We start from the raw sequence: 24,146 nt of genomic DNA, 5'->3' as shown, positions 1-24,146 counted from the left end.
GGCCTGCCCCGGGCGCCGTCATCGCTTCCGCCAGGGCAGGCGCCATCCCTTGAACAGGCTCCGTTGGCTCAACGCCTCGAACATGGCGTCCGGCCCTTCCGGATCGAGGATCTCGTTGTCGGCGAGCCACTCCTCCGTGGCGCTCAGTTCGGGAAGCTCGTAATCGACGAGCGTTCGCCCATCCTGGCGCAGCGCCTCGATCGCACGGATGAGCGACCCTTCCGCCTTCAGGCGAGCGGCCACGTCCCCGGCATCCACATCCAGATGTTCGGCGATCAGATCATTGCGGATCGCCGCGATCGTGGCCGAAATGCCTTCATTCCCCGCCTCGTCGGCCGACAGCACCACATCGCACTCGGTGTCCAGCCGCAGCGAACGATTGTTGAAATTGGACGAGCCGACGCGCAGGCAGCAATCGTCCACCACCATCACCTTGGCATGGACATAGATTGGCTGCCCGCCTGCTGAGACGGGATGATAGACGCGGAAGCGGCCCGTGCCGGTCCAGACGCCGGAGCGCTTCCACCAGCCGGGCGCGCGCTGTGTCCATGGCGAGCGGCTCGAGCCATCCGTCCGCCGAAACGGGATTGATGACGACGACTTCCGGGCCATCCTCCTCGGCCAGCCGCTGCGCGATGGCGCGCGCGATCTTGCGGGACGCGAAATACTGGCTTTCGGCGTATATCCACTTTTTCGCCCGCGCGATCAGGTCGAGATAGGCCTGCTCGATCTCGTGGATCGGCGTGACGTCCGCCATTTCGGGCCGGGTGCGCGCGATACCGAGCCTGACATTCTTGAAAGTGGGCTCAAGGCCGGACGGCCAGCAATCCCGCCCCGCGTCGACCGGCTCCAGCGTTTCGCCCGTCGCGGCTTGCCAGCGGTCCCGCGCGAGCTGCCCCATCGCACGTGCGGCGGCGCCATCCAGGGCGCTGGTCGCGTCGTGCCAGGGACCATAGGGCTTGCCGTTGGGCGCCTGCCTCTCAGGGTCGTCATCTTCATGCGCCCGTCGATCCCATCGCCCGATCGTCATGTCGATGCCGCCGCAGAAGGCCAGGCAATCGTCGATGACCACGACCTTCTGGTGATGCGAGGCCGCGATCGGGTGAGCGCCGTCGAGCTTCAGCGTGATACGGGGATGCGCTTTCCAGCGCAGGATAGTCGCTAGCGTGCTTCCCCGGAACATCGCCTTGAACGCCCCGGTATCCCATCGCAGCACGCGTATCTCGAGGTCGGGGCTCCGCTTCGCGAGCCACAGGAAGAAATCGCCGAGTTTCTCCGGCCCCTCGTCGTCCCTGCTGCCAAAGCGGATGCGGGTGTCGAAATCCCAGCCGATGAGGAAAATGCTCTTGCGCGCGGTCATCATCGCCGCGCGCGCCGCCTCGAAATAATCGGCGGCATCGACGATGAGAGCAAAGCGGTCCGCCTGCTCGATCCGCCAGCAATTCTCGCCTGGCTGCAGCACGATTTGTGGACTCTCCCGTCTTGCCCTGCCCCAGCAAGATATGAACACGGCCGGGCAAGGGGATGTCAAATTTTTGGTGGAAGGGGCTGGATTCGAACCAGCGTACGCTCACGCGGGCAGATTTACAGTCTGCTGCCTTTAACCACTCGGCCACCCTTCCAAAGGCGCCTTATCCGCCCGGCATGCATCGCCGAACGGACGGGAGGGGCGCTCAATGACGAATGGGGCCTTGCCTGTCAATGCCACGCTGTGGAAAAGCGCTGCGAATGAAGAGAGGTCATCGCACAGGTAAACCAAAGGGCGGCTATCCCCGCCTTTACGGGCGTCACGCCGTCACGGCAGCGCTCGCCAATCCCGCACGGGTCATCCGCAAGATATGGGGCACGCGCGAAGCCATTGGCGCGCTGGAACTGCCGCCCGTCCTGCCCATCGTCTATTCGGACGTGGCGGATCTGGGCCGCATGGTGCCCAATGACGCGCCGCATCAGGGGATCGTCGCGGAAGTCGAGCCGCTGGAAGACATCTGGCTGGGCGATCTGCTGGAGGACGGCGCAGCGGATGACGCCGCGCGGCGCCCCATATTGGTGCTCGATCAGGTCACCGATCCCCACAATGTCGGCGCGATCCTGCGCTCGGCCGCCGCGTTCGACGCGCTCGGCATCGTCACGCAGGACAGGCATGCCCCGCCCGAATCCGGCGTGATCGCGCGCGCGGCGGCCGGGGCGCTGGAGATCGTGCCTTGGGTGCGCGTGGTCAATCTCGCCCGTGCGCTCGATGAGATTGCGGAGGCCGGATACTGGCGAATCGCGCTGGACGGCGAGGCAACGGAAACGCTGGGCAAGGCGCTCGAAGGCGCGAATCGGGTCGCGCTGGTACTCGGCGCGGAAGGCGAAGGCCTGCGGCTCAACAGCATCAATCATTGCGACATGCTGGCGAAGCTGCCGATCAGCCCGCGCATGGAGAGTCTCAACGTTTCCAACGCGGCGGCCATCGCGCTATATGCCTGCATGACGCGGTAGGCCTTGCCGCGCCGGGCCGCGAGGAGGAACGCAGCAGATGGGCGTGGCAATGGGCATGGCGAGATGGCTGCGTTGGCCCGTGCTGCTGGCCGCGCCGCTACTGCTGACGAGTTGCCTGCTCGTCCCCGCGAAATTCGTCTCCACGCTGGATATCCGGGCCGACCGCAGCTTCACCTTCACTTATGTGGGCGAAGTGCAGTTGCTCCGCTCCGGCACGCCTGACCTGGAGAGCGAAGAGCCGGCAGGGACCGGCGAGATCGGGTCGTGGAACGCGAAGCACGGCGATACGGCGCTGGCATCGATGACCTCCGCCCAGAACGAGGCGGAGGCCGACTTTGCCCTGGCGACGGCGGACAGCAAGGAAGAGGCCGCGCAGCTCGGCAGGCTCGCCGAGGCGCTTTCGCAGGAATATGGCTTTCGGTCGGCCCGCTACATCGGGGGCCGCAAGCTTGCGGTGGATTACCGGATCAGCGGGCGGCTCGACCATGCCTTCGTCTTTCCGTTCAATCCGGACGGAGAAGTCCTCATTCCGTTCGTCGCCGTGGAACTGCGCGGCAAGGACCGCGTGCGCATCAAGGCGCCCGGCTTTGCGAATGATCAGTCCGGCCCCGGCTCCATGACGGGCATGGGCGCCCCGGGCGCGAGCGAGCGGCCCGGATCGATGCTGGATGGACGCTTCACGCTCACCACCGACGCGGACATCGTGAGCCAGAATCAGGAAGATGGGGTCGAGACAATGCCCGATGGAACGAAGCGACTGGTATGGCCGGTCAATCCCGGCACGCGTGATGCACCAATGGCGGTGCTGCGCCTAAGGCCCCTGCCCTGACATGGGCCTGCTCCGCAACCGAGGCGCGCAGCGCAGGCTCCGCATCGCCGCAGGCTGCCTCATGGCCGGCCTTGTCGCCCTTGCTCCGCTCGAAGCGGGCGGGACCCAGCCGGAGAGAGCCTCCTACGGGATATGGACCAACCCGCAGCGCAGTGTCCGCGTGAAGGTCCATCCCTGCGCGCCGGCGATGTGCGGCACCGTGGTGTGGGCCAATGACAAGGCGCAGGCGGATGCGCGCAAGGGCGGCACGGAGCAGCTCGTGGGCGCCCAACTGTTCAGCGGCTTCGTGCGCGAAGACGAGACCACCTGGCGCGGCAAGGTCTTCGTGCCCGATCTGCGCAAGACCTTCTCCGGCACGATCACCACCGTGGATGAGCGGACCATGCGCGCGACGGGATGCCTGCTCGGGAGAGTGGGCTGCAAATCACAGGTCTGGACGCGGATGGACTGAACCGGCCGGCAAGGGCCGCCCAGCCCTCATGGCCCCGAGTCAATCCTCCGGGGCGATGGTGACGGTCATGCCGCCCAGCTCCGGGCCGATGGGAAGCTGGCAGGACAGGCGGCTGTTCGCCTGGCGATGATCGGAGCTGTCGAGCAGATCGTCCTCGTCGCCCTTCAGCGGCGGGAGCTTGTCGAGAAATGCCTCTTCCACGAAGACATGGCAGGTTGCGCAGGAGCAGCAACCGCCGCAGATGGCCAGCAATTCATCGATGCCCTGATCGCGAATGGCTTCCATGACCGTGTAGCCGTCAGGGGCCTCGAACTCATGAAGACTGCCATCCCGCGTCACGACCTTCAGCTGCGCCATTTTTCTCTCCAATCCGTGGTCGGGCTCGCTATGAGGGGCGGAAAGCGAGAAATCAACCGGCACATGCGCGCCGGCGCGGATGTTTGGAACAAGCGATGCTCGACGAAACGGCCCTGCGCTCATCCCTGGACACGATCGCCGCCGGGCATCCCGCGATCGGGGCATTGATCGGGCGGCTCGGCTATCCCCCGCCCCGGCAACGCGTCCCGGGCTATGAGACGCTGCTGCGGACGATCGTCGGCCAGCAGGTGAGCGTCGCGGCCGCCGCGTCGGTCTGGACCAAACTCGAAACCGCGCTGGGCGCCGGCTGTGCGCCCGAAGCGCTGCTGGCCAGCGACTTCGACACATTGCGCGCCTGCGGCCTTTCGCGCCAAAAGCAGGGCTATGCTCGCAGCCTTGCCGAGCTGGTGACGAGCGGCGCACTCGACCTGCATGCCCTGCCGCACGATGACGAGGAAGCCATTGCGGAGCTGGTGCGGATCAAGGGGATCGGCCGCTGGTCGGCGGAGATCTACCTGCTGTTCGCGGAGGGGCGGAAGGATATCTGGCCGGCGGGCGATCTTGCTGTGCAGATCGCCGTCGGGCAGATCCTCGGCCTTGGCGAGCGCCCCGACGAGAAGCTGACGCGCAGCCTCGCCGAACCCTGGCGGCCGCACCGCAGCGCGATGGCGCTGATGGCCTGGCATCACTACAATACCAAAGTGCTCTAGGGCGATGCCTAGACGGCGAGCAGCACCTCGATCTCCCGCGCCAGCGCGATATCCCGCTGGCTCAGGCCATCGGCATCATGCGTGGTCAGGCGGATATCGACGCGGCCATAGACATTCGACCATTCCGGGTGATGATCGGCGCGCTCGGCCAGCAGGGCGACCCGGCTCATGAACCCGAATGCCGTCACGAAGTCCGGGAAATTGAAGCTGCGGCTGATCCCGCTGGCATCATCTGCGAGGCGCCACTGGGGCAGCGTGGCCAGCGCGGCGGCGCGCTCTTCGTTCGTGAGGCGGGCGATGCGTGGCATGACACTCTCCTTGATCTGGCGCCCCTTCTCGACCAGTCGCCCTTGCGCGGTCAAGCGATGAGCGGCGCGGCCCTTTCCATTCGCGGCCTGGCCTGCCTGCGCGGCGGGCGATTGCTGTTCACCGGCGTCGATCTCGCGCTCGGGCCGGGGGACAGCGCCCAGATCGCGGGGCCCAACGGGATCGGCAAATCCAGCCTGCTGCGCATCGTGGCGGGGCTGCTGCGCCCCTTCGCAGGCACGGTCCAGTGCGAAGGCGCCGTCGCGCTCACCGATGAACTCGTCGCGCTGGACCGCGACAGGACCGTGCAGGACGCCCTGGCCTTCTGGGCGCGGATCGATGAGGTGCCGGTCACGCGCATCGCGGCCGCGCTCGACGATCTCGACATCCCGCACCTTGCAGACGTGCCGGTGCGGATGCTCTCGACCGGCCAGCGCAAGCGCGCTGCGCTGGCCCGCACGCTCGTCAGCGGCGCGCCGGTCTGGCTGCTCGACGAGCCCGCCAACGGTCTCGACACGGCTTCCGCCGCTGCCCTTGGCGGCCTTGTGGATCGGCACCGCGCGGCGGGCGGGATCGTCCTCGCCGCGTCCCACCTGCCGCTGGCATGGGCGCAGGATGTCACCATCCATCTCCAGCGACCGGCGGACGAGATGGGCAACATGGAAGAGGACATGCCGGCATGATCGGCGCGATCGTCCGGCGTGATCTCGCCCGCGCCTTCCGCAGCGGCGGCATATGGCTTCCGCTCGCGTTCCTGCTGCTCATCGCGGCGCTCTTTCCCTTCGCAGTCGGGCCGGATGCCACGGTGCTCGCGCGGACGGGCGGCGGCCTGCTCTGGATCGCCGCCTTGCTCGCCAGCCTGCTGCCCATCGACCGGCTGATCGAGCCGGATCGCGAAAGCGGCGTCATCGATCAGCTCGTGCTGCGCGGCGCGGGCGAAGGCACGATCCTCTTCGCCAAGGGCATCGCGCACTGGCTGAGTTTTGGACCGCCGCTGCTACTCGCAGCGCTTCCCGCCGGCGCCTTGCTCAAGCTGGAGCCGGAGATGCTGGGCATCGTGATGCTGGGACTGGCGGTCGGCACGCCCGGCCTCGCCGCGCTTGCGCTTCTCGTGGCGGCGCTGACGGCGGGCCTGCGCGGCAGCGGGGCGCTCACCGGGCTGCTGGTGCTGCCGCTCGCCGTCCCGATCCTCACCTTCGGCGCCGGCGCGCTTCAGTCCGGCGGCGTCGGCGCGCTCAAGCTCGTCGCTGCCTGCTCGCTGCTGTTGTGCGCGGCCGCGCCCGTCGCTGGCGGCGCGGCGCTGCGGGCCGGACGGGAATAGGGCCGGCGGCGGCGCTGCGGCTCAATCCCGCGACCAGCGCGCCCAGATGGCCGTGGGCAGCAGCAGCCCGCGTGCTTCCTCGCGCACTGCCAGTTCGCCGCATTCGATGCGACCGGGGAGATCCGCCAGATGCGCGCGCAGCAGCTCGCCGATCGCCAGCGCGGACATGCGCACGGCATAGACAGTGAGGAAAAGGAAACGGCTTTCGCCATCGAGCAGTCGCCGGCAATCCGCGATGAGACCGGGCAGATCCTCTTCGAGCCGCCAGATCTCGCCATCCGGCCCGCGGCCATATTTGGGCGGATCGAGCAGGATGCCGTCATAGCGCCGACCCCGCCGCACTTCGCGCGCAACGAAGCGGGCCGCATCCTCCACGATCCAGCGGACCGGATTGGCCTCCATGCCGGACAGGCCGGCATTGGCGCGCGCCTGCGCTACGGATTTCTTGGAGGCATCGACATGCACGCACTGCGCACCGGCTGCCGAGAATGACAGCGTGCCGACGCCGGTATAGCCGAACAGATTGAGGAACTGCGGCTCTGCGAGTCCGGCGAGTTGCGCCCGTCCCCATTGCCACACCGGTGCCATGTCCGGAAAGAAGCCGAGATGGCGGAAGGGCGTGCAGCTCGCCTGAAAGCGCACCTCGTTCCAGACGAGCGGCCAGCCCTCGCGCGGGACGGGCCGCTCAAAATGCCAGCGACCACCGCCATCCTCATCCGATGCGGGAATGAAGCTCGCGTCCGCCGCCCAGTCCGCGGTGGCGGGCTGCCACATCGCCTGCGGCTCGGGGCGGATGAAGCGATAGCGCCCGTAGCGCTCCAGCTTGCGGCCCGCGCCTGAATCCACAAGGCCGTAATCGGGCCAGGGCTCGCCTATGAGGGTCTGGAGTTGCATGGCGTCTCGATGCCTCATTCTGTCGTGCGATCGCCAGCCCGCAAAGGCCGGAAAGCGGCGAGCAGGTCTTCCGCACGCCGATGGCGGGGACGTGAGGCCCCGTGGCGCCGCCTTCCCCTCATCGATCCGGCGCGCGGAGCGCTGATCTCAGCTGCCCCGCTTCACGGCGTGCCCGGCGATATAGTAGGTCACGGCCTCGAAGGTCGCCGGCAGCGTCACGTAGCGCTCCTCGCGTCCGAACAGGTCGCCCGTGCGGGACGGCAGCCCCGGCCGAACACCTGTCGCGCGCTCGACGGCATCGCGGAACTTGGCGGGGTGCGCCGTTGCCAGCGTCACCATGGGCACGGATGGGTCCACTGCCGCAGTGTGGGCGGCAGCAAGGCCGATCGCGCTATGCGGATCGATGATCTGCCCGGCCGCGTCATAGGCCCAGCGCATGGCCCGGGACATGCCGTCCGCATCGATCCGCGCGGAGGAGAACAGGGCAGCCGCCCCGTCGCGCTGCGCATTGGTGAGGCGCATGGCCCTTGTCTGCTCGAAGCCCTTCATCTGCTCGGCCAGCGCCGCGCCGTCCCGGCCGTTCAGGTCGAACAGCAGCCGTTCGAAATTGGACGAGACCTGGATATCCATGCTCGGCGTCGCGGTGGGGACGACCGTGCCCTGGCTGTAATCGCCTTCGGACAGCGCGCGGTGAAGGATGTCGTTGACGTTGGTGGCGACGACCAGCCGCTCGATCGGCAGGCCCATGCGCGAGGCGACATAGCCCGCGAACACGTCGCCGAAATTGCCCGTCGGCACGGCGAAGGCCACCGAGCGATCCGGCGCGCCGAGGCGGACGCCGGCATAGATATAATAGACCACCTGCGCGACCAGCCGCGCCCAGTTGATGCTGTTGACCGCCGACAGATCATAGCGGGACGAGAAATCGGGATCGTTGAACGCGCGCTTCACCAGCGCCTGCGCATCATCGAAACTGCCCTCGATGGCGATGTTATGGACGTTGGGCGCCAGCACCGTCGTCATCTGCCGCCGCTGCACGTCCGACACGCGACCGGCCGGGTGCAGCATGAAGATGTCGATCCCGGCGCGCCCCGCGACAGCATCGATCGCTGCCGAGCCGGTGTCGCCGGAGGTGGCGCCGATGATCGTGAGATGAGTCTCGCGGCGGCTCAGGAACTTCTCGAACAGCAGCCCCAGCAGCTGAAGCGCGACATCCTTGAACGCCAGCGTCGGGCCGTGAAACAGCTCCAGCAGCCAGTGACCATGGTCGAGCTGGACGAGCGGCGTGACGGCGGCATGCGCGAAGCGGCCATAAGCCTGGGTGCACAGATCGCGCAGTTCATCCTCGCTGAGGCTATCCCCCACGAAAGGCAGGATGACTCGCACCGCCGTTTCCACATAAGAGAGCCCGCGCATGGCGGAGAGGTCCTCCGCCGTGAAGGTCGGCCAGCGCTCGGGCAGATAGAGCCCGCCGTCGCTCGCGAGCCCCGCCAGGGTCGCGCCTTCGAAATCCAGCGCGTCCGCGCGCCCCCTGGTGCTCACATACTGCATGACGGGGCGCTCTTAGCCTTGAGTTGCGCGCCCTGCAACTCGCCCGGACACATGGCAGGATAAGGGGGCTTCGCAAATGCCGCCGTTCGCACGCGGCTGACGGACGTTCAGGACCCCGGCGGCGGCGGGGATGAAACCGCGCCCTGCGAGCGCCCGCGCCAGCGCTTGCGCAGCGCGAGCCCATAAATGACGGCCGCCACGAGCGCGAACAGCCACCACTGCACCATGTAGGAGCGATGATTATTCGGAACCGAGGCCGGATCGGGCGGCGCGGACGCGACGAGTCCCGGCGCAGGCGTTTCGGCCACGATCATGAGGCGCAGCGGCGCGGAGCGGCGCGCCAGCCGGTCGAGCCAGGGCGTGCTGTCCGGCTCGTGGGTCGCGAGGCCCTGCACGGGACCGCCGGTCCAGGCGACGCGGGCATCGGGCGCGAGGCTCACGCCGACATCAACCACCAGTCCAGGGCCTTCCGCTCCCGTGGCGCAATAGGCCACATGTCTCCAGCCCGGCCGGCCATCCCGCGAGCGTCCGCCAATCACGCGCCAGTCCACCACGCGCAGGCAATGGGCGGAGAGGCGCCGGAACAGGAGGCTTTCGTCCACGGGATTGGCAACCGGATAGGCCGTGGCGGGCAGCGCCATGTTCCGCTGCCAGATGGCTATGGCGGCTTCCTTCTCGTGGGCGCGATCGAGCTGCCACAGGCCCAGCGCGATCATCAGCGCGATGGCCAGCGCCACGATGATCGTCGGGACCAGCGGAACGGGCCGGATCATGTCGTCTCGTCCGGCACCGTCGGCTGGGCGGCAAGGCGCCCTTCCCGCGCCTGATTGCGATATTCGAGGATGAGCAGGGCCGCCTTGGAGGCCCGCAGGCACAGCACGACCAGGACAGTCGTCAGCGGGACCCAGAGCAGGATATGCACCCAGAAGGGCGGGCTCGCCGCCAGCTGGAGGAACAGCGCCAGCGCGGTCACGAGGCCGCCGACGATGAGGATGAGAAAAGCCGCCGGACCGTCACCGACATTGAACTGGTTTATGTCCAGCCCGCAGGCCCGGCATCGGGGCGCGAACCGCACCCAACCGTCGAACAATGGCCCCACGTCGCAGCGGGGGCAGCGCGCCGCCAGGGCCGCGCGAACGAGCGGTGTCGCCCGCGCGGTCTGGTCAGCGCTTGTTGTCATGGTCAGCCGGCGTAGACCGGCGCGCCCCAGCCGCCCCAGACATAGACGGCGATGAAGAGGAACAGCCAGACGACGTCGACGAAATGCCAGTACCAGGCAGCGGCTTCGAAGCCGAAATGCTGGCGGGGCGTGAAGTGGCCCTTGTAGGCGCGCACGAGGCAGACGATCAGGAAGATCGTGCCGACGAGCACGTGGAAGCCATGGAAACCGGTCGCCATGTAGAAGGCCGAACCATAAGGCGTCTCACCGAACGCGAAAGGCGCATGCATATATTCATAAGCCTGGATGCAGGTGAAGAGCACACCCAGCAGGATCGTGAGCCACAGGCCCTTCTTGAAGCTGTCGCGATCGCCATGGATGATCGCATGGTGCGCCCAGGTGATCGTGGTGCCCGAGCAGAGCAGGATCAGCGTGTTGAGCAGCGGCAGTTCGAACGCGCTCAGCACCTCGATGCCCTCGGACGGGAACAGCCCGTTGATCGGCGGCAGCTCGGTCGGGAACAGCGAGAAATCGAAGAATGCCCAGAACCAGCCGAGGAAGAACATCACTTCCGAGGCGATGAACAGGATCATGCCGTAGCGCAGGTGAAGCTGGACCACCGGCGTATGGTCGCCGGCATGTGCTTCCTTAATGACATCCGCCCACCAGAAGAACATCGTGGCGAGCACGCCGAGGAGACCGAGCAGGAAGCCGGTGCCGCCCCAGCCGCCCAGAGCGTCCGGGTGCATCCAGGCGACAGCGCCCATCGCCATCACGAGCGCCGACATGGAGCCCATGAACGGCCAGAAACTGGGTGGCAGAATATGATAATCGTGATTCTTGGCGCCGGCCATATGATGTTCCCCGTATCTGAGCGCTCTGTTCGCGCGCCTGTTTAGCTCTCGTTGCCCGGCTTCTCAACCGGATAGAAAGTGTAGCTCAACGTGATTTCCTGGACATCCTTGTTGTCCGGATCGTCCAGGAATTCCTTGTCGACATAGAACAGCACGGGCATGCGGACCTGCTGTCCCGGCTGCAGCGTCTGCTCGGTGAAGCAGAAGCATTCGATCTTCGAGAAGAACCGCCCCGCCTGCTCCGGCGTGACGTTAAACACCGCCCGGCCCTTCACCGGCTTGTCCGACCGGTTCTTCGCGATGAAGATGGCCATCGACTTGCCGCCGACGCCCACGTTGAGGCGGCGCTTCTCGGGATAGAAATCCCAGGGAAGGCCACTGCTCACATTGGAATCGAAGCGAATCGAAAGCTGGCGGCCCTGAGTCTCGATCTTCTGGGCAACGGCCTGATCCTGCGTGACGCGCTGCGTCGTGCCGCCATAGCCGGTGACCTGACAGAAAAGCCGGTAAAGCGGGACCGACGCGAAACCGAGCCCGAGCATGGCCAGCGCGATCAGCCCCGCGATGACCGCGGTGCGCCGGTTGCCCGAATGCTGCCCTGTGATGCTCGTCATCGGCGCCTCAGTTCGACATCTTGGCGATAGTGATCGCGAAGAACAGGATCGCAAGCGCGCCCAGCACCAGCGCCATGACGCGGGCCCGCGCCCGCTGACGCTCCTGGATCAGCTTCTGCTCTTCCGGAGTCATGCGCCGCGCACCCAGTGATCGACAACCACCGCCGCGAACAGCAGGAAGAGATACAGCACGGAATATTTGAACAGCCGCTTCTCCGGCCCCATGCGCGCCGGATCGGTCTCTCGCCGCAGGGAAACCTGCAGCGCCATGGCGGCGAAGATGCCGGTCGCCACCAGCGCCGTGAGCCCGTAGATCAGGCCGGTCAGCCGCAGCAGAACGGGCGCGAGCGCGGCGACAGCCATGATCGCCGTGTAGAGCAGGATCTGCCGCCGGGTCGCCGTTTCGCCCGCCACCACCGGCAGCATCGGGATGCCGGCATTGGCATAGTCCATCCGCACGAACAGGGCGAGCGACCAGAAATGCGGCGGCGTCCAGAAGAAGATGAGCGCGAAGAGCGCGATCGGCAGCGCCGCGATGTCTCCGGTTACCGCTGCCCAGCCGATCAGCGGCGGGAAGGCGCCGGCCGCGCCGCCGATGACGATGTTCTGCGCGGTGCGCGGTTTCAGCCAGATGGTGTAGATGAAGACATAGAAGAGGATGGAAACGGCGAGGACGGCAGCGGCGAACCAGTTGGTCGCCACGCCCATCAGCAGCACCGAGAAGAAGGACAGTCCCACGCCGAAGTGGAGCGCGCTTTCACGGCTCATCCGCCCGGCAGGGAGAGGACGCCCGGCCGTGCGCTTCATCCGCGCGTCCCGGTCCGCCTCGTACCACTGGTTTAGCGCACCCGCGGCACCCGCGCCGAGCGCGATGCACAGGATCGCCGTGAACGCCAGCGCCGGCGGGAGGGTGCCCGGCGCGACGAGCAGCCCGCACAGGCCGGTGAAGACGACCAGCGTCATCACGCGCGGCTTGGTCAGCGCGACGAAATCGCGCCACTCGGCCGGCAGGGGAACCGATGCCGTCATCGCGTCGCCCGGGGGAAGAGTTGCCTTGCTCGCCAAAACCTAAACCTCTGGCTCAGTTTTCCATAGTGTTTCAACGGTGCAGCGAGGACACCTGCGCGCCCTCGCCCCCATTCATTTCATCCGCACTGTCACCCGGCGAGCCTTGCCGGGGACAGGTTCGCGTCCCTCAGTCGACGACCGGCAGGGTCTCGAACTGGTGGTAGGGCGGCGGGCTGGACAGCGTCCATTCCAGCGTCGTGGCGCCTTCGCCCCAGGGATTGCCTTCCGCCTTGCGGCCGGCCGCGAGCGACAGGATGATGTTCACGAACCAGATGCCCACGCCTACGGCCATGATGACATAGCCCCAGGAGGCAATGCCGTTCCAGTAGGCAAGCGCGTCGGTATAGTCCGGGACGCGGCGCTGCATGCCGCTCATGCCGAGGAAGTGCATCGGGAAGAACAGGATGTTCACGCCGATGAAGAACACCCAGAAGTGCAGCTGGCCGAGGAACTCGTTGTACATCCGGCCCGACATCTTGGGGAACCAGTAGTAGAAGCCGGCGAACAGCGAGAACACGGCACCCAGCGACAGCACATAGTGGAAGTGCGCCACCACATAATAAGTGTCGTGGAGATTGTCGTCGATGCCGCCATTAGCGAGCACCACGCCCGTCACGCCGCCGACCGTGAACATGAAGATGAAGCCGAGCGCCCAGACCATGGGGGTCTTGAAGCTCATGGAGCCGCCCCACATGGTCGCGATCCACGAGAAGATCTTCACGCCCGTTGGCACGGCGATGACCATCGTCGCGGCCGTGAAGTACATCTTCACGTTCACGCTGAGGCCAGTAGTGAACATGTGGTGGGCCCACACGATGAAGCCGACGACGCCGATCGCGACCATGGCATAGGCCATGCCGAGATAACCGAAGACGGGCTTGCGGCTGAAGGTGGAGACGATCTGGCTGACGATGCCGAAGCCCGGCAGGATCATGATGTACACTTCGGGGTGGCCGAAGAACCAGAACAGATGCTGGTAGAGCACCGGGTCGCCACCGCCGGCGGCGTCATAGAACACGGTGCCGAAATTGCGGTCCGTCAGCAGCATGGTGATGGCGGCGGCCAGAACCGGCAGCGACAGCAGCAGCAGGAACGCCGTGACCAGCACCGACCAGACGAACAGCGGCATCTTGTGCAGGGTCATGCCCGGCGCACGCATGTTGAAGATCGTGGTGATGAAATTGATCGCGCCGAGGATCGAGCTGGCGCCCGCGATGTGCAGCGAGAGGATCGCCATGTCCACTGCCGGACCCGCGCTGCCGCTGGTGGAGAGCGGCGCATAGACGGTCCAGCCGGTCCCGGCGCCGTTGCCCGTGCCGCCGGGCACGAAGGTCGAGCCGAGAAGCAGCAGGAAGGCGGGGATCAGTAGCCAGAAGCTGATGTTGTTCATGCGCGGGAAGGCCATGTCCGGCGCGCCGATCATGATCGGCACGAACCAGTTGCCGAACCCGCCGATGATCGCCGGCATCACCATGAAGAACACCATGATGAGGCCATGTGCCGTGATCAGCACGTTCCACAGGTGATAGGCCTGGTCGATCGTGGCGCCGGAACCGTCCGAGTACTGCGCCCAGAGCTGGAGATACTGAATGCCCGGCTCGGCGAGCTCGGCCCGCATGAGGCCGGAGATCGCGCCGCCGATGACGCCGGCGATGATCGCGAAGATCAGATAGAGTGTGCCGATGTCCTTGTGGTTCGTGGACATGAACCAGCGGGCAAAGAAGCCGGGCTTGTGCTCGGCATCATGGTCGTGGTGCGCATGCCCGCCGTGGAGCTCATCTGCGGTGGTGGTGGTCATGATTGGTTACCTCAGGAAGCGGTAGCGGGCGCCGGGGCGGGCGCGGCAGCGTTGGCGGCGGCGGGTTCGGCGGCGGCCTCTTCGCCGGGCATCGTGCCGCCCTGCGACCTGACCCACTGCGCGAATCGTTCGGGGCTCACGGCCTCGACGGCGATCGGCATGAAGCCGTGACGCGCGCCGCACAGCTCGGAACACACGCCGTAATAGACGCCTTCCTTCTCGATCGTGAAGGTCTTCTCGTTGAGGCGGCCGGGCACGGCATCCTCCTTCACCCAGAAGGCCGGAATGGAGAAGCTGTGAATGACGTCGGCGCCCGTGATGATGAGCTTGACCGGTACGCCGACGGGCAGGACGATACGGTTATCCACGCCCAGCAGACGCGGCTCGCCGCGCTCGAGCGCCTGCTCGTCGGTCAGCATGTTCGAGACATATTCGCCGATCCCGTTGTCGGGATATTCATAGCCCCAGTACCACTGATAGCCGGTGACCTTGACGGTGACCGCATCGGCAGGCGCGGGCTTGAACTGCTTGGCGAGCAGGTCGATCGAGGGAATGGCGATGCCGACCAGGATGAGCACCGGGACGACCGTCCAGATGATCTCGATCAGCGTATTGTGCGAGGTGCGCGAGGCGTCGGGGTTCGCGGCGCGGCGATAGCGCACCATCACCCAGAGCAGAAGGCCGAGCACGAACAGCGAAATGATCGTGATCACCGGCATCAGCACATAAGAGTGCATCCACCAGGCATAACGGCCGGTCGGCGTCACCTGCTCCTGGAAATAGGTTTCGCCCGGCTTGGGCATGCCGACGCCCTCGACGGGCCTAGCATGGTCGAAAGCCGGGGCCGCGGCGGTCGCCGCTGCCTCACCAGTGGTTGCGGGCGTCTCCGGAGCCGGAGCCGCCGCGACCGGAGCCGCTTCAGCCTGCGCCATAGCCGCGGACGGCGCAAGCGCGCTCAGTCCCATGGCCATCGCCATCATGAAGCCCTTGATTCTTATGTTCATGCGGTCGACCTGCCTTACGTTTTCAGGCCGCTGGTTCCCAGGCGGAAACAACGGCCCCCCTCTTTCATCACCGGGCCATATACGCAGGCATTCCCGATGCCTCAAGCACTCAAATGGCAGCGGGAGACGTTGATTGTCCGCGCATCCGCCGCTATCTGCCCCGCGCACATAAAGAAGGCCCATGGACCAATGACAGAATCAGAAGTGCTCGCCGAGTTCCGGGCGGCCGATGCCCTGCTGCAGGGGCATTTCCTGCTTTCCTCGGGCAAGCACAGCGCCAGCTATCTGCAATGCGCGCGCGTGCTCATGAACCCGGAGCGCGCCGCACGCCTCGCCATCGCGCTGGCCCAGAAGCTGCCGCGCGACATTCGCTCCGCCGTGGATGTGGTCGTTTCGCCGGCCATGGGCGGCGTCATCATCGGCCATGAGATGGGCCGCGCGCTGAACTGCGATGCCTTGTTCCTGGAGCGCCCGGAAGGCACCTTCGTCTTCCGCCGCGGCTTCGCGCTCGCGCCGGGCCAGAAAGTGCTGATGGTGGAAGACGTCGTCACGACGGGCCTCTCCTCGCGGCAGGCCATGGACGCCGTGCGCGCAGCGGGGGGCGAAGTGATCGCGGAGGCCGCGCTGGTGGATCGCTCGGCGGGCGAAGCCAATCTGGGCGTGCCTTTCTTCAATCTGGTGAGCCTCAACTTCCCGGTCTACGAACCGGACGAAGTGCCGCCGGAACTGGCGGCGATCCCAGCGACGAAGCCCGGCAGCCGGCAGTGATCCGGGCCGGGGCCCTGCTACTCATCGCGGTGGCGGCGGCCCTGCCCGGCTTTATATATTGGCTCGCCGAATCGGCCTCAATTCCTGGCCGGCTCGATGGCGCGCTTTTCAGCGGTTTCGGCGATCCTCGGGCAAATGGGGGATTCGCATATGACATCCTCTCGAAAGTAGTCTGCCCATGACCGACCATCTGCGCCTTGGCGTCAATATCGACCATGTCGCGACAATCCGGAACGCGCGCGGAACCCGCTATCCTGACCCGGTGCGCGCAGCGCTGGCGGCGCAGGCCGCCGGTGCGGACGGCATCACCGCGCATCTGCGCGAGGACAGGCGACACATCACCGATGAGGACATCGCCCGCCTCTCGGCCGAACTGGACATCCCGTTCAATTTCGAGATGGCCGCGACGGAGGAAATGCTGGCGATCGCGCTGCGCCACCGGCCGCATGCCGTGTGTCTCGTGCCCGAGCGGCGCGAGGAACGAACGACCGAGGGTGGACTCGACGCGGCGGGACTGCACAATCATCTGGCGCCGATGATCGACCGGCTGCGCGAGGCCGGCTGCCGGGTGTCGCTGTTCATCGAGGCGGATCCACGTCAGATCGAGGCGGCGCTGCGCCTGCGCGCGCCTGTCGTCGAGCTGCATACCGGCCGTTATTGCGAGGTCGAAGGCACAGAACGCACAGCGGAATTGCGCCGCATCGCCGACATGGCCGCCCTGGCCGCCAAGAACGGCATCGAGCCCCATGCCGGCCATGGCCTCACTTATGACAATGTCGGGCCAATCGCTGCCATTCCGCAGATCGCCGAGCTCAACATCGGCCATTTCCTGATCGGCGAAGCGATTTTCCTCGGCCTGCACGAAAGCGTGGCTGAAATGCGCCGGCAAATGGATGCGGCGCGCGGATGAGGACGCTCCCATGATCATCGGCCTTGGCTCCGATCTCTGCAATATCGAGCGAATCCAGGCGTCTCTGGACCGCTTCGGCGAGAAATTCGAAGCGCGCGTGTTCACGGACGTCGAGCGCGCCAAGGCGAACCGCCGGCCCTTCACCAAAGCCGCGACGCTGGCCAAGCGCTTCGCCGCGAAGGAAGCTTTCTCGAAAGCGGTGGGCACAGGCTTCAAGGCCGGCGTGTTCATGAAGGACATCGGCGTGGTCAACCTGCCATCCGGCGCGCCCACGCTGGCGCTGACGGGTGGCGCGAGAGCGCGTCTCGATGCCTTGACCCCGCCGGGCGCCAGCCTATTTGTTCATGTGACATTGACCGACGATCACCCTTGGGCGCAGGCGTTCGTCATATTGGAGGCTCGGTTTCCGTGACGGACGACGCATCGATCAAACCGACCAGGAGCATCCGGGCCGGCAGAACAGGCAAGGAGAGCAAGGGCACCGACTGGTGGGCCGAGGTGAAGAGCATCACGCTGCTTCTGCTCGCCGTGCTGGGCTTCCACAGCTTCATCGCCAAGCCTTTCTATATTCCTTCCGAGTCGATGATGCCGGGCCTGCTGGTGGGCGACCGTCTCGTCGTCTCCAAATATGCCTATGGCTGGTCCTACGTTTCGCCGACCATCCCCAATCCCGTGGCGATCTTCCGTAACGTGGTGCTGCGTTCGCCGCCCGAGCCATGGGGCATCACTCTGCCCTTCATGGAGGGCCGCATCTGGGGCAAGATGCCCGAGCGCGGCGACATCGTGATCGCGACGCCCCGGCACAGCAACGAGGATTATATCAAGCGGGTCATCGGCCTTCCCGGCGACACGCTGGAAGTGCGAGAAGGCATCGTCATCCTCAATGGCACGCCCGTGAAGCAGGAATGGCTGACCCCGCTCAGGCTGGCGGTGGATGCCAATTCACCCTGCGACCCCCGCCAGCTGCCCGGTGCCCTGCAGGTCGAACCGGATGGCTCGACCGTTTGCGTTCTGCCGGTCAAGCGCGAGACGCTGCCCAATGGCGCCAGTTACACGATCGTGGACACCGGCCCGCGCGAGATCGACTGGTATGGGCCGGTTCGCATCCCCGAGGGCCATGTGTTCCTGATGGGCGACAACCGGGACAACAGCGCGGACAGCCGCGTGAGCCTGGAGCAGCAGGGGCTTGGCGGCCCGATCCCGTGGGAAACGATCGGCGGACGCGCTGAATTCATCACCTTCTCGCTCGATGGAACCACGACCCTCAATCCCGCAACATGGTTCAGCAGCTTCCGGGGCGGTCGCGCGGGCACCTCGCTGCGTCCCGAACATGCGGAAACGCCCGCTCAATGACCGGGTCAGGCGCGAGCGGCAGACAATCGGATGCCGCGCCGGCCCCCAAGGACAGCAAGCCGCAAGGCGGGGCCGATGAACGCCCCGGCCCGGCCGATGCCCACAGCGTTGAATTCTGGCGAGAAATCAAACGCGCCCTCATCTGGGTCGGCGTCGTCGGGGGCGCAGCGCTCGTCGTTCTCCTGATCCAGCCCCTGCTCTACATCATGGGCGCGATCGTTATCGCGGTCATGCTGGACGGCGGCACTCGCCTGCTTGGCCGGGTGCTGCCGATCGGGCGCGGCTGGCGGCTCGCGATCCTGATGGTGGGAATCGCAGCCTTTGTGTCCTGGACTGTCTGGCTGACGGGGACCCAGGTCGCACAACAGGCTGCGCAATTGCCGCCCCTCATCGAATCGCAGGTCGCGCGAATATCGGCATGGCTCGCCGGGCACGGCATCGACATCGGCTTTTCAGACATGCGGCAGGCCGGCGAGCAGCTCATGGGATCGCTCGGCCGCGTGACTGCCGCGCTCAGCAGTGCCGCGGGACTGATGTCCAGCCTCATCATGATGGGCGTGCTCGCCATTTTCCTGGCGGCGGAGTCGCGCTTCTATTCGCGCGGCATCGCGTGGTTCGTGCCGGTCGACAAACGCGACGAGGCCCATGCCCTGATCGACAAGCTTGGCTTCACCCTGCGCCGGCTGATGGCTGGGCGGCTGGTCGGCATGGCCGTCACGGGCGTGCTCACCGGCATCCTGCTGACGCTCGTGGGCATCCCGATGGCGACCCTGCTCGGCGTGCTCACCTTCATGCTTGCTTTCCTGCCTAATATCGGCGCCATCCTTTCAGGCGTGCTCATCACGCTGGTCGGCTTTTCCGTGGACGTGCAGCACGGCCTCTTCGCGATCGGCATCTATTTCGCCGTGCAGACGGTCGAGAGCTATCTCATCACGCCCACAGTGGCCCGCCGCGCCGTGGATATCGCCCCGGCCATCGTGCTGGGCGCGCAGATCCTGTTCGGCACGCTGTTCGGCGTGCTCGGGCTGGCCCTGGCGGACCCGATTCTCGCGGTGATGAAAGTCTTCCTGGAGGAACGCGCCAAACGCCGCATGGCCAGGCAGCAGCAGTCCTGAGCCGGGACCGCTGTCCGCACGAAACGGCACGAACAAGGCAGACCGATCCGCGACAACGGGACCGGCCCGACAGAAGGGCGCTGACCCGGCCCCGACCCGACGTCACCTCATTTTCGCAAAATGTCTGGCGGGTCTTCAGGGCAGGAGCGGCTTCGCTGCACAGCGTGGCATGGCCACATCCGCCGAGGCACAGGCAAGTCAGGACTGGAAAGCCGGCCCATGACGGGCCGGCAAAGTCAGCTTGTCAGGGCTGCCCGCCCTGCTCCATCGCCTCGGGCGGCGGTCCACCCATCTGCTGCTGCATCATCTGCTGCATCTGCATCATGCGCTGCGTTTCCATGATTTCCGCGCGCGTCTTGAACTCGATCAGGCGGATATCGAACTGCAGCGGGCTGTCCGGAGGAATAGCGCCTCCCGGGGGCGGGTTGGCGCCATAGCCGAGCTCGGCCGGAATCCACACCCGCAGGCTTCCGCCTTTCTTGAGCAGAGTCACGGCCTCGGAGAAGCCCGGCACGGTGGAGGCCAGCTCCATCGGTGCGCCCGGATTCTCGTCGAACACCGTGCCATCAGGCAGCATGCCCTTATAGGCCACCAGCGCGAAATCCTCGCGCGTGGGGCTGCCGCCGGTGCCTTGCTGCGTGATCTGGTAGCGAAGGCCGCTTTCAGTGCGGCCGAACTGCTGGCTTCCGGCCCAGGCCAGCACGAAGGCCAGCGCAAGGACCAGAATGGCGGCGAGCCAGAAACGGCGGACGGACCCGCGCTGGATGGGTCGCAATGGAACCGCCGTCACCGACATGGCCGCCTACCTTGTATGTTGTTCGCAGATTCATCCCGTGCCGGCCCCGTCGGCCGGCAGAGCGTCTTAACGCGCGCCGTCGCGCTCGGCGCGCTTGCGCTCGAGCTTGCGGGCACGACGCACGGCAGCAGCCTTCTCACGCGCGCGCTTCTCGGACGGCTTCTCATAGTGACGACGCAGCTTCATCTCACGATACACGCCTTCACGCTGCAGCTTCTTCTTGAGCGCCCGCAGCGCCTGATCGACGTTGTTGTCGCGCACGATGATTTGCATAAGCTCGTCAGTCTCCAATTCCATGCTGCTCCGCGCGGCTCGGTCACCGAACGCACACACGCGGACACCAAAAACAACACGCGCCGCGACAATCAGTCACGGCGGCTCGGCCCGCCCCATATCAGGGAGAGGTTACCGGATCAAGACCGGAAAGGCGCGGGGAACCGCCTTTCGCTCCCGGCCGCCTCATTGCGGTGACAGGTTGCGGATGCGGTCGAGCGCGGGGACGGCCATGCCTGGGCGGGACGCGACATAGGCCTCCAGCGCAGCGACATCGAGCGGACCTTCCACGACAAGCGGCGCGTTGGCGAACATCGTGAAGCCATCGCCCCCCTGCCCCAGGAAGTTGCTCATCGCGACGCGATAGGTCGTCCCGTCATTGAGGGGCACCCCGTCCAGTGTCGCCTCCACGATGCGCTGCCCAGCCGGACGGCGCAGGTCGAAAGCAAAGGAAAATCCTTTCGAAACCGAGAGAATGCTTGGGCTTTCGGCGCGCAGGAACTGGAATTCCAGCGCTTCCCGGATTTGCGCGCCGGTCAGCGCCTTCACGACCAGCGTGTTGCCGAAGGGCTGGACCCGGTAGAGATCGCCGAAAAGCACGGTGCCGTCCGGCCCTGGCGTGATCGAACCGCGAATGCCGCCGGGATTCATGAACGCGATCTGCGCGCCGCCGGAGGCCGGCGCGGCCATGGCAGCACGCTGCGCATCGGCAATCAAATTGCCAAGGGTGCTCTGGCCAGTGGCATCGGCCGTCTTTTCCAGCGGCCCGGCAACCCGTCCCACGACGCGGCCGGTCACGTCTGCCGCAGCCGCCTGATAGCGACTCACCAATGCCGCGATGTCCGGCTGGTGCGCGGCAGCCTCGCCGCTTTGCTGCACGACCAGATTCTCCGCCTGCTTGGAGACGAGGTGACGGGCACTGAGATCGTAGCTGAGCGTGATTCGGGTCAGCAGCGTGCCATATTGTCCGGCGCTGGTGACAAGAAAGGGCCGAGTCGGATCGACCTGCGCATAGGAACAGACATAAGCCTGATGCGTGTGGCCGGAAATCACCAGATCGAACGCCGGGTCCAGCCTTTCGAGAATCGGCTTCAACGCGCCGGTCAGGCCATTGCAGTCGCTCCTGTCGCCCTCGGGCGCCATGACGCCGCCTTCGTGGACGAGGATCGCGAGGATGTCCGCCCCTTCCGCGCGCAGCCTGGGGATCAGGGCGTTCGCCGTCTCCGCCTCGTCCGCGAAGCGCAGGCCGGCGACGGAGCGGGGTGACACGATCTCCGGCGTGCCCTTGAGCGTCATGCCGACAAAGGCAATGCGCACCGTCTTTCCGCCGATATCGAAACGCTTGATGCCGTAAGGCGCAAAAAGAGTCGTTCCGTCAGTCTGGTGGGTATTGGCGGCAAGGAAGCCGAAACGCGCACCGGGAAAGTCCGGCATGACGCGGCAGGGCTCCAGGACGGTATAGCCCGCACAACCGCCCGATTGCATGCGACGGATCTCGTCCTGCCCGCGGTCGAATTCGTGATTGCCCAGCGCATTGAAGTCGATGGCGATGTCGTTCATCACCCGGATTGTCGGTTCATCCAGAAAATGCCCGGAAATCAGCGGTGACGCGCTGATGAGATCGCCAGCGGACACAACTGCGCTGTTGCTGTTTTCCGCCCGCAGCCGTGCGACCGCCTCGGCAAAATGCACAGCGCCGCCGGCCTTGACTCGCGGCGCATCGACCGCGCCGTCCGGAGGCACGACGCTCTGGTCGTCCGGCACAATATGGCCGTGAAAGTCATTGAAGGCGATCACCTGAAGCGTCGTCACATCCGCCGGACTCGCGCCCGGCCGTCCGAGATCGCCACTGTCGATCTGCGCACAGGCCGCCAGCAACAGCAGAGCCAATGGAGCGCCAAGCCGACCGATCATCCTGCAACCTCATTCATTCGGGATACCGTGCGGCGCCCCATAGCAGATCGCGTGGACGGAAGAAGGCGTCCTCTGCGGCCACCTCGACATTTTCCACCCTCGCGCGCATGACTGCCGCAAGCCCTCGCCAGCGAAGGGCAGGAACATGTCGCAAGGAGAGAAAGTCATGGCCACCGCGCTGAGACCACCCGCGCTCACCGATGCCGAATGGCAGGCCCGCCAGCAGCTCGCCGCCTGCTACCGCATCTTCGCCCATCTGGGCTGGGACGAACTGATCTACAATCACATATCACTGCGGGTCCCGGGCGAGGACCACGCTTTCCTCATCAATCCCTTCGGCCTTCATTATTCCGAAGTGACGGCGTCCAATCTCGTCAAGATCGATATCGACGGCAACAAGCTCGGCGAGAGCCCCTATCCCGTCAATCGCGCCGGCTTCGTGCAGCACAGCGTCTTTCACCGCCATGTGCCCGATGCCCATTGCATCATCCACACGCATACGACCGCCGGCATGGCGATCGCCTCCACGGCCGAGGGTCTCCAGCCGACCGATTTCTATTCCGGCCTGCTTGCCGGGCAAGTCGCTTATCATGATTTCGAGGGCGTCACTGTCCGGGAGGAGGAAGGCGCGCGGCTGATCGAGAATCTGGGCGACAAGCGCTTCATGATCCTGCGCAATCACGGCCTGCTGGTGATGGCACCAACCCTGCCGGCGGCATTCGTGAACTATTATGTCATCGAGCGGGCCTGCCAGATCCAGATGGCGACGCGCAGCGCCGGCACACCGCTGCGCGTGCCCGATGCGGTGATTGCCGTCCACCAGCGCGATGTCTTCCTGGCCACCCCGCCCGAGCAGCGCGGCGTGGCCGAATTCGGCGCCTATGTGCGCATCATCGACCGGATCGACCCCAGCTGGCGCGACTGAGCTGAGACAGGCGAGCGTCAGGCTATAAGCGTTCAAGGCCGTGGCGGCAGGGGCGCCTCGCATTTTCCAACCGCGAGGTGCTCCCATCCGACGTGAAACTGCTTTAAGGGCCGTTCACCTGCCATGACCAAGTTTACCGTCAACGATCGCCCGGTGCAGTACCGCATGGACTCGCAGACCCCGCTGCTCTGGGCGCTGCGCGATGCCTCGAACCTCACGGGCACCAAATATGGCTGCGGCACGGGCGACTGCGGCGCCTGCACGGTCGATGTGGACGGGCAGGCCATCCGCGCCTGCCAGGTCACCATCGCGGCGATCGAGGGGCGTTTCGTCACGACCATCGAGGGCCTTTCGCCGGATCGCAGCCACCCGCTCCAGCAGGCCTGGGCGGCCCAGAACGTGCCCCAGTGCGGCTATTGCCAGTCCGGCATGATCATGACCGCGTCCGTGCTGCTCAAGCGCAACAGCAATCCGACCGACGCCGAGATCGAGGCGGCAATGACCAACATCTGTCGTTGCGGCACCTATCCCCGCATCCGGGAAGCCATTCGGCAGGCCGGGCGGATCATGCGCGGTGAGGAACGCGTGGCCGCCGCGCCCGCTCCCGGCATCGCGCCCGATGACGCAGCCCGGCGCGTTCCCGGCCTCACCCCGCCGGCAGACAGCAAGGAGCCATAGATCGCGCCGGTCCCGCT

28 protein-coding genes, 1 tRNA gene and 1 pseudogene are annotated in these 24,146 nt (G+C 66.1%); 13 read left to right on the top strand and 17 right to left on the bottom strand.

Going from position 1 to position 24,146, the window contains the following annotated elements:
• Window positions 1-18: 18 nt before the first annotated feature.
• Both HNP60_RS04035 and HNP60_RS04030 read right to left on the bottom strand, forming a co-directional pair.
• Window positions 19-1,462: pseudogene (locus HNP60_RS04035) on the bottom strand (phospholipase D-like domain-containing protein).
• Window positions 1,463-1,536: 74 nt separating this feature from the next.
• Window positions 1,537-1,622 (bottom strand) — tRNA-Tyr (locus HNP60_RS04030).
• Window positions 1,623-1,728: 106 nt separating this feature from the next.
• Here HNP60_RS04030 and rlmB point away from each other — a divergent pair.
• The 3 genes from rlmB (at window position 1,729) to HNP60_RS04015 (ending at window position 3,761) form a co-directional block, all read left to right on the top strand.
• Window positions 1,729-2,481 carry a 23S rRNA (guanosine(2251)-2'-O)-methyltransferase RlmB gene (gene rlmB, locus HNP60_RS04025; protein ID WP_041391718.1) on the top strand — a complete coding sequence of 251 codons (753 nt, stop codon included), beginning with the start codon at window positions 1,729-1,731 and terminating at the stop codon, window positions 2,479-2,481.
• Window positions 2,482-2,518: 37 nt separating this feature from the next.
• Window positions 2,519-3,310, top strand: coding sequence for a hypothetical protein (locus HNP60_RS04020; protein WP_260394641.1), 792 nt, complete (start codon window positions 2,519-2,521; stop codon window positions 3,308-3,310).
• A gap of 61 nt (window positions 3,311-3,371) precedes the next feature.
• Window positions 3,372-3,761 carry a DUF2147 domain-containing protein gene (locus HNP60_RS04015; RefSeq protein ID WP_260394640.1) on the top strand — a complete coding sequence of 130 codons (390 nt, stop codon included), beginning with the start codon at window positions 3,372-3,374 and terminating at the stop codon, window positions 3,759-3,761.
• Between the two features lie 39 nt (window positions 3,762-3,800).
• Here the strand turns inward: HNP60_RS04015 and HNP60_RS04010 are convergent, their stop codons facing one another.
• Complete coding sequence (locus HNP60_RS04010) at window positions 3,801-4,118, bottom strand: 2Fe-2S iron-sulfur cluster-binding protein (RefSeq protein WP_014075176.1); 318 nt, start codon at window positions 4,116-4,118, stop codon at window positions 3,801-3,803.
• 95 nt (window positions 4,119-4,213) lie between these two features.
• On the opposite strand from HNP60_RS04010, the gene HNP60_RS04005 reads away from it, so the two are divergent.
• Window positions 4,214-4,828, top strand: coding sequence for a DNA-3-methyladenine glycosylase family protein (locus HNP60_RS04005; RefSeq protein WP_014075175.1), 615 nt, complete (start codon window positions 4,214-4,216; stop codon window positions 4,826-4,828).
• A gap of 8 nt (window positions 4,829-4,836) precedes the next feature.
• On the opposite strand, the gene HNP60_RS04000 is transcribed toward HNP60_RS04005, so the two are convergent.
• Window positions 4,837-5,136: a 4a-hydroxytetrahydrobiopterin dehydratase gene (locus HNP60_RS04000; protein ID WP_184050577.1), complete on the bottom strand. Its 300-nt coding sequence runs from the start codon at window positions 5,134-5,136 to the stop codon at window positions 4,837-4,839.
• A 57-nt stretch (window positions 5,137-5,193) separates the two neighbouring features.
• Here HNP60_RS04000 and ccmA point away from each other — a divergent pair, with 57 nt between their 5' ends.
• Complete coding sequence (ccmA, locus tag HNP60_RS03995; RefSeq protein ID WP_184150500.1) at window positions 5,194-5,817, top strand: heme ABC exporter ATP-binding protein CcmA; 624 nt, start codon at window positions 5,194-5,196, stop codon at window positions 5,815-5,817.
• The gene (locus tag HNP60_RS03990) at window positions 5,814-6,455 is read left to right on the top strand and encodes a heme exporter protein CcmB (protein WP_184150497.1); all 642 of its coding nucleotides are present in this window, start codon (window positions 5,814-5,816) and stop codon (window positions 6,453-6,455) included. Before ccmA ends, HNP60_RS03990 begins: the two co-directional genes overlap by 4 nt.
• A gap of 21 nt (window positions 6,456-6,476) precedes the next feature.
• On the opposite strand, the gene HNP60_RS03985 is transcribed toward HNP60_RS03990, so the two are convergent.
• From HNP60_RS03985 to coxB, 10 genes are all read right to left on the bottom strand, one after another.
• Window positions 6,477-7,349, bottom strand: coding sequence for a class I SAM-dependent methyltransferase (locus tag HNP60_RS03985; protein ID WP_184150494.1), 873 nt, complete (start codon window positions 7,347-7,349; stop codon window positions 6,477-6,479).
• Between the two features lie 147 nt (window positions 7,350-7,496).
• On the bottom strand, window positions 7,497-8,900 hold the full coding sequence (gene thrC / locus HNP60_RS03980) for a threonine synthase (RefSeq protein ID WP_184150491.1): 1,404 nt from the start codon (window positions 8,898-8,900) through the stop codon (window positions 7,497-7,499).
• A 107-nt stretch (window positions 8,901-9,007) separates the two neighbouring features.
• Window positions 9,008-9,673 (bottom strand): SURF1 family protein, encoded by a 666-nt coding sequence (locus tag HNP60_RS03975; protein WP_184150488.1) that lies wholly within the window; start codon window positions 9,671-9,673, stop codon window positions 9,008-9,010.
• On the bottom strand, window positions 9,670-10,080 hold the full coding sequence (locus HNP60_RS03970; RefSeq protein WP_184150485.1) for a DUF983 domain-containing protein: 411 nt from the start codon (window positions 10,078-10,080) through the stop codon (window positions 9,670-9,672). The genes HNP60_RS03975 and HNP60_RS03970 overlap by 4 nt, the downstream gene beginning before the upstream one ends.
• Before the next feature lie 2 nt (window positions 10,081-10,082).
• Entirely contained in the window at window positions 10,083-10,913 is an 831-nt protein-coding gene (locus HNP60_RS03965; RefSeq protein ID WP_184050590.1) for a cytochrome c oxidase subunit 3, read from the bottom strand.
• A gap of 41 nt (window positions 10,914-10,954) precedes the next feature.
• Complete coding sequence (locus HNP60_RS03960) at window positions 10,955-11,527, bottom strand: cytochrome c oxidase assembly protein (RefSeq protein ID WP_014075166.1); 573 nt, start codon at window positions 11,525-11,527, stop codon at window positions 10,955-10,957.
• 7 nt (window positions 11,528-11,534) lie between these two features.
• Window positions 11,535-11,660: a hypothetical protein gene (locus HNP60_RS19845; RefSeq protein ID WP_014075165.1), complete on the bottom strand. Its 126-nt coding sequence runs from the start codon at window positions 11,658-11,660 to the stop codon at window positions 11,535-11,537.
• On the bottom strand, window positions 11,657-12,556 hold the full coding sequence (locus HNP60_RS03955) for a heme o synthase (protein ID WP_184150482.1): 900 nt from the start codon (window positions 12,554-12,556) through the stop codon (window positions 11,657-11,659). The genes HNP60_RS19845 and HNP60_RS03955 overlap by 4 nt, the downstream gene beginning before the upstream one ends.
• A 166-nt stretch (window positions 12,557-12,722) precedes the next feature.
• Window positions 12,723-14,393 carry a cytochrome c oxidase subunit I gene (gene ctaD, locus HNP60_RS03950; protein WP_184150479.1) on the bottom strand — a complete coding sequence of 557 codons (1,671 nt, stop codon included), beginning with the start codon at window positions 14,391-14,393 and terminating at the stop codon, window positions 12,723-12,725.
• A gap of 11 nt (window positions 14,394-14,404) precedes the next feature.
• Window positions 14,405-15,397, bottom strand: coding sequence for a cytochrome c oxidase subunit II (coxB, locus tag HNP60_RS03945; RefSeq protein WP_014075162.1), 993 nt, complete (start codon window positions 15,395-15,397; stop codon window positions 14,405-14,407).
• A gap of 189 nt (window positions 15,398-15,586) precedes the next feature.
• Between coxB and pyrE the strand changes: the two genes are divergently transcribed.
• The 5 genes from pyrE (at window position 15,587) to HNP60_RS03920 (ending at window position 19,543) form a co-directional block, all read left to right on the top strand.
• Entirely contained in the window at window positions 15,587-16,165 is a 579-nt protein-coding gene (pyrE, locus tag HNP60_RS03940; protein ID WP_184150476.1) for an orotate phosphoribosyltransferase, read from the top strand.
• A 178-nt stretch (window positions 16,166-16,343) separates the two neighbouring features.
• A complete protein-coding gene (locus HNP60_RS03935) occupies window positions 16,344-17,075 on the top strand; it encodes a pyridoxine 5'-phosphate synthase (RefSeq protein ID WP_184150473.1) in 732 nt (243 codons plus the stop codon).
• Window positions 17,076-17,085: 10 nt separating this feature from the next.
• Entirely contained in the window at window positions 17,086-17,487 is a 402-nt protein-coding gene (gene acpS / locus HNP60_RS03930; RefSeq protein WP_184150470.1) for a holo-ACP synthase, read from the top strand.
• Window positions 17,484-18,428, top strand: coding sequence for a signal peptidase I (lepB, locus tag HNP60_RS03925; protein WP_184150467.1), 945 nt, complete (start codon window positions 17,484-17,486; stop codon window positions 18,426-18,428). Before acpS ends, lepB begins: the two co-directional genes overlap by 4 nt.
• Entirely contained in the window at window positions 18,425-19,543 is a 1,119-nt protein-coding gene (locus tag HNP60_RS03920; protein ID WP_184150463.1) for an AI-2E family transporter, read from the top strand. The genes lepB and HNP60_RS03920 overlap by 4 nt, the downstream gene beginning before the upstream one ends.
• A gap of 244 nt (window positions 19,544-19,787) precedes the next feature.
• Here HNP60_RS03920 and HNP60_RS03915 read toward each other — a convergent pair whose 3' ends face one another.
• From HNP60_RS03915 to HNP60_RS03905, 3 genes are all read right to left on the bottom strand, one after another.
• Complete coding sequence (locus HNP60_RS03915; protein WP_184150460.1) at window positions 19,788-20,339, bottom strand: FKBP-type peptidyl-prolyl cis-trans isomerase; 552 nt, start codon at window positions 20,337-20,339, stop codon at window positions 19,788-19,790.
• Between the two features lie 66 nt (window positions 20,340-20,405).
• Window positions 20,406-20,612: a 30S ribosomal protein S21 gene (gene rpsU, locus HNP60_RS03910; protein WP_014075155.1), complete on the bottom strand. Its 207-nt coding sequence runs from the start codon at window positions 20,610-20,612 to the stop codon at window positions 20,406-20,408.
• Window positions 20,613-20,798: 186 nt separating this feature from the next.
• Window positions 20,799-22,526 carry a bifunctional metallophosphatase/5'-nucleotidase gene (locus HNP60_RS03905; RefSeq protein WP_184150457.1) on the bottom strand — a complete coding sequence of 576 codons (1,728 nt, stop codon included), beginning with the start codon at window positions 22,524-22,526 and terminating at the stop codon, window positions 20,799-20,801.
• A gap of 166 nt (window positions 22,527-22,692) precedes the next feature.
• On the opposite strand from HNP60_RS03905, the gene HNP60_RS03900 reads away from it, so the two are divergent.
• Together HNP60_RS03900 and HNP60_RS03895 are read left to right on the top strand one after the other, a co-directional pair.
• Complete coding sequence (locus HNP60_RS03900; RefSeq protein ID WP_184150454.1) at window positions 22,693-23,451, top strand: class II aldolase/adducin family protein; 759 nt, start codon at window positions 22,693-22,695, stop codon at window positions 23,449-23,451.
• A 123-nt stretch (window positions 23,452-23,574) separates the two neighbouring features.
• Window positions 23,575-24,129: a (2Fe-2S)-binding protein gene (locus tag HNP60_RS03895; protein ID WP_184150451.1), complete on the top strand. Its 555-nt coding sequence runs from the start codon at window positions 23,575-23,577 to the stop codon at window positions 24,127-24,129.
• Window positions 24,130-24,146 lie beyond the last annotated feature (17 nt).

The sequence above is a fragment of the Sphingobium lignivorans genome (genome assembly GCF_014203955.1).
Classification (GTDB): Bacteria; Pseudomonadota; Alphaproteobacteria; order Sphingomonadales; family Sphingomonadaceae; genus Sphingobium; species Sphingobium lignivorans.
This window is presented reverse-complemented; position numbering and strand designations above follow the sequence as displayed.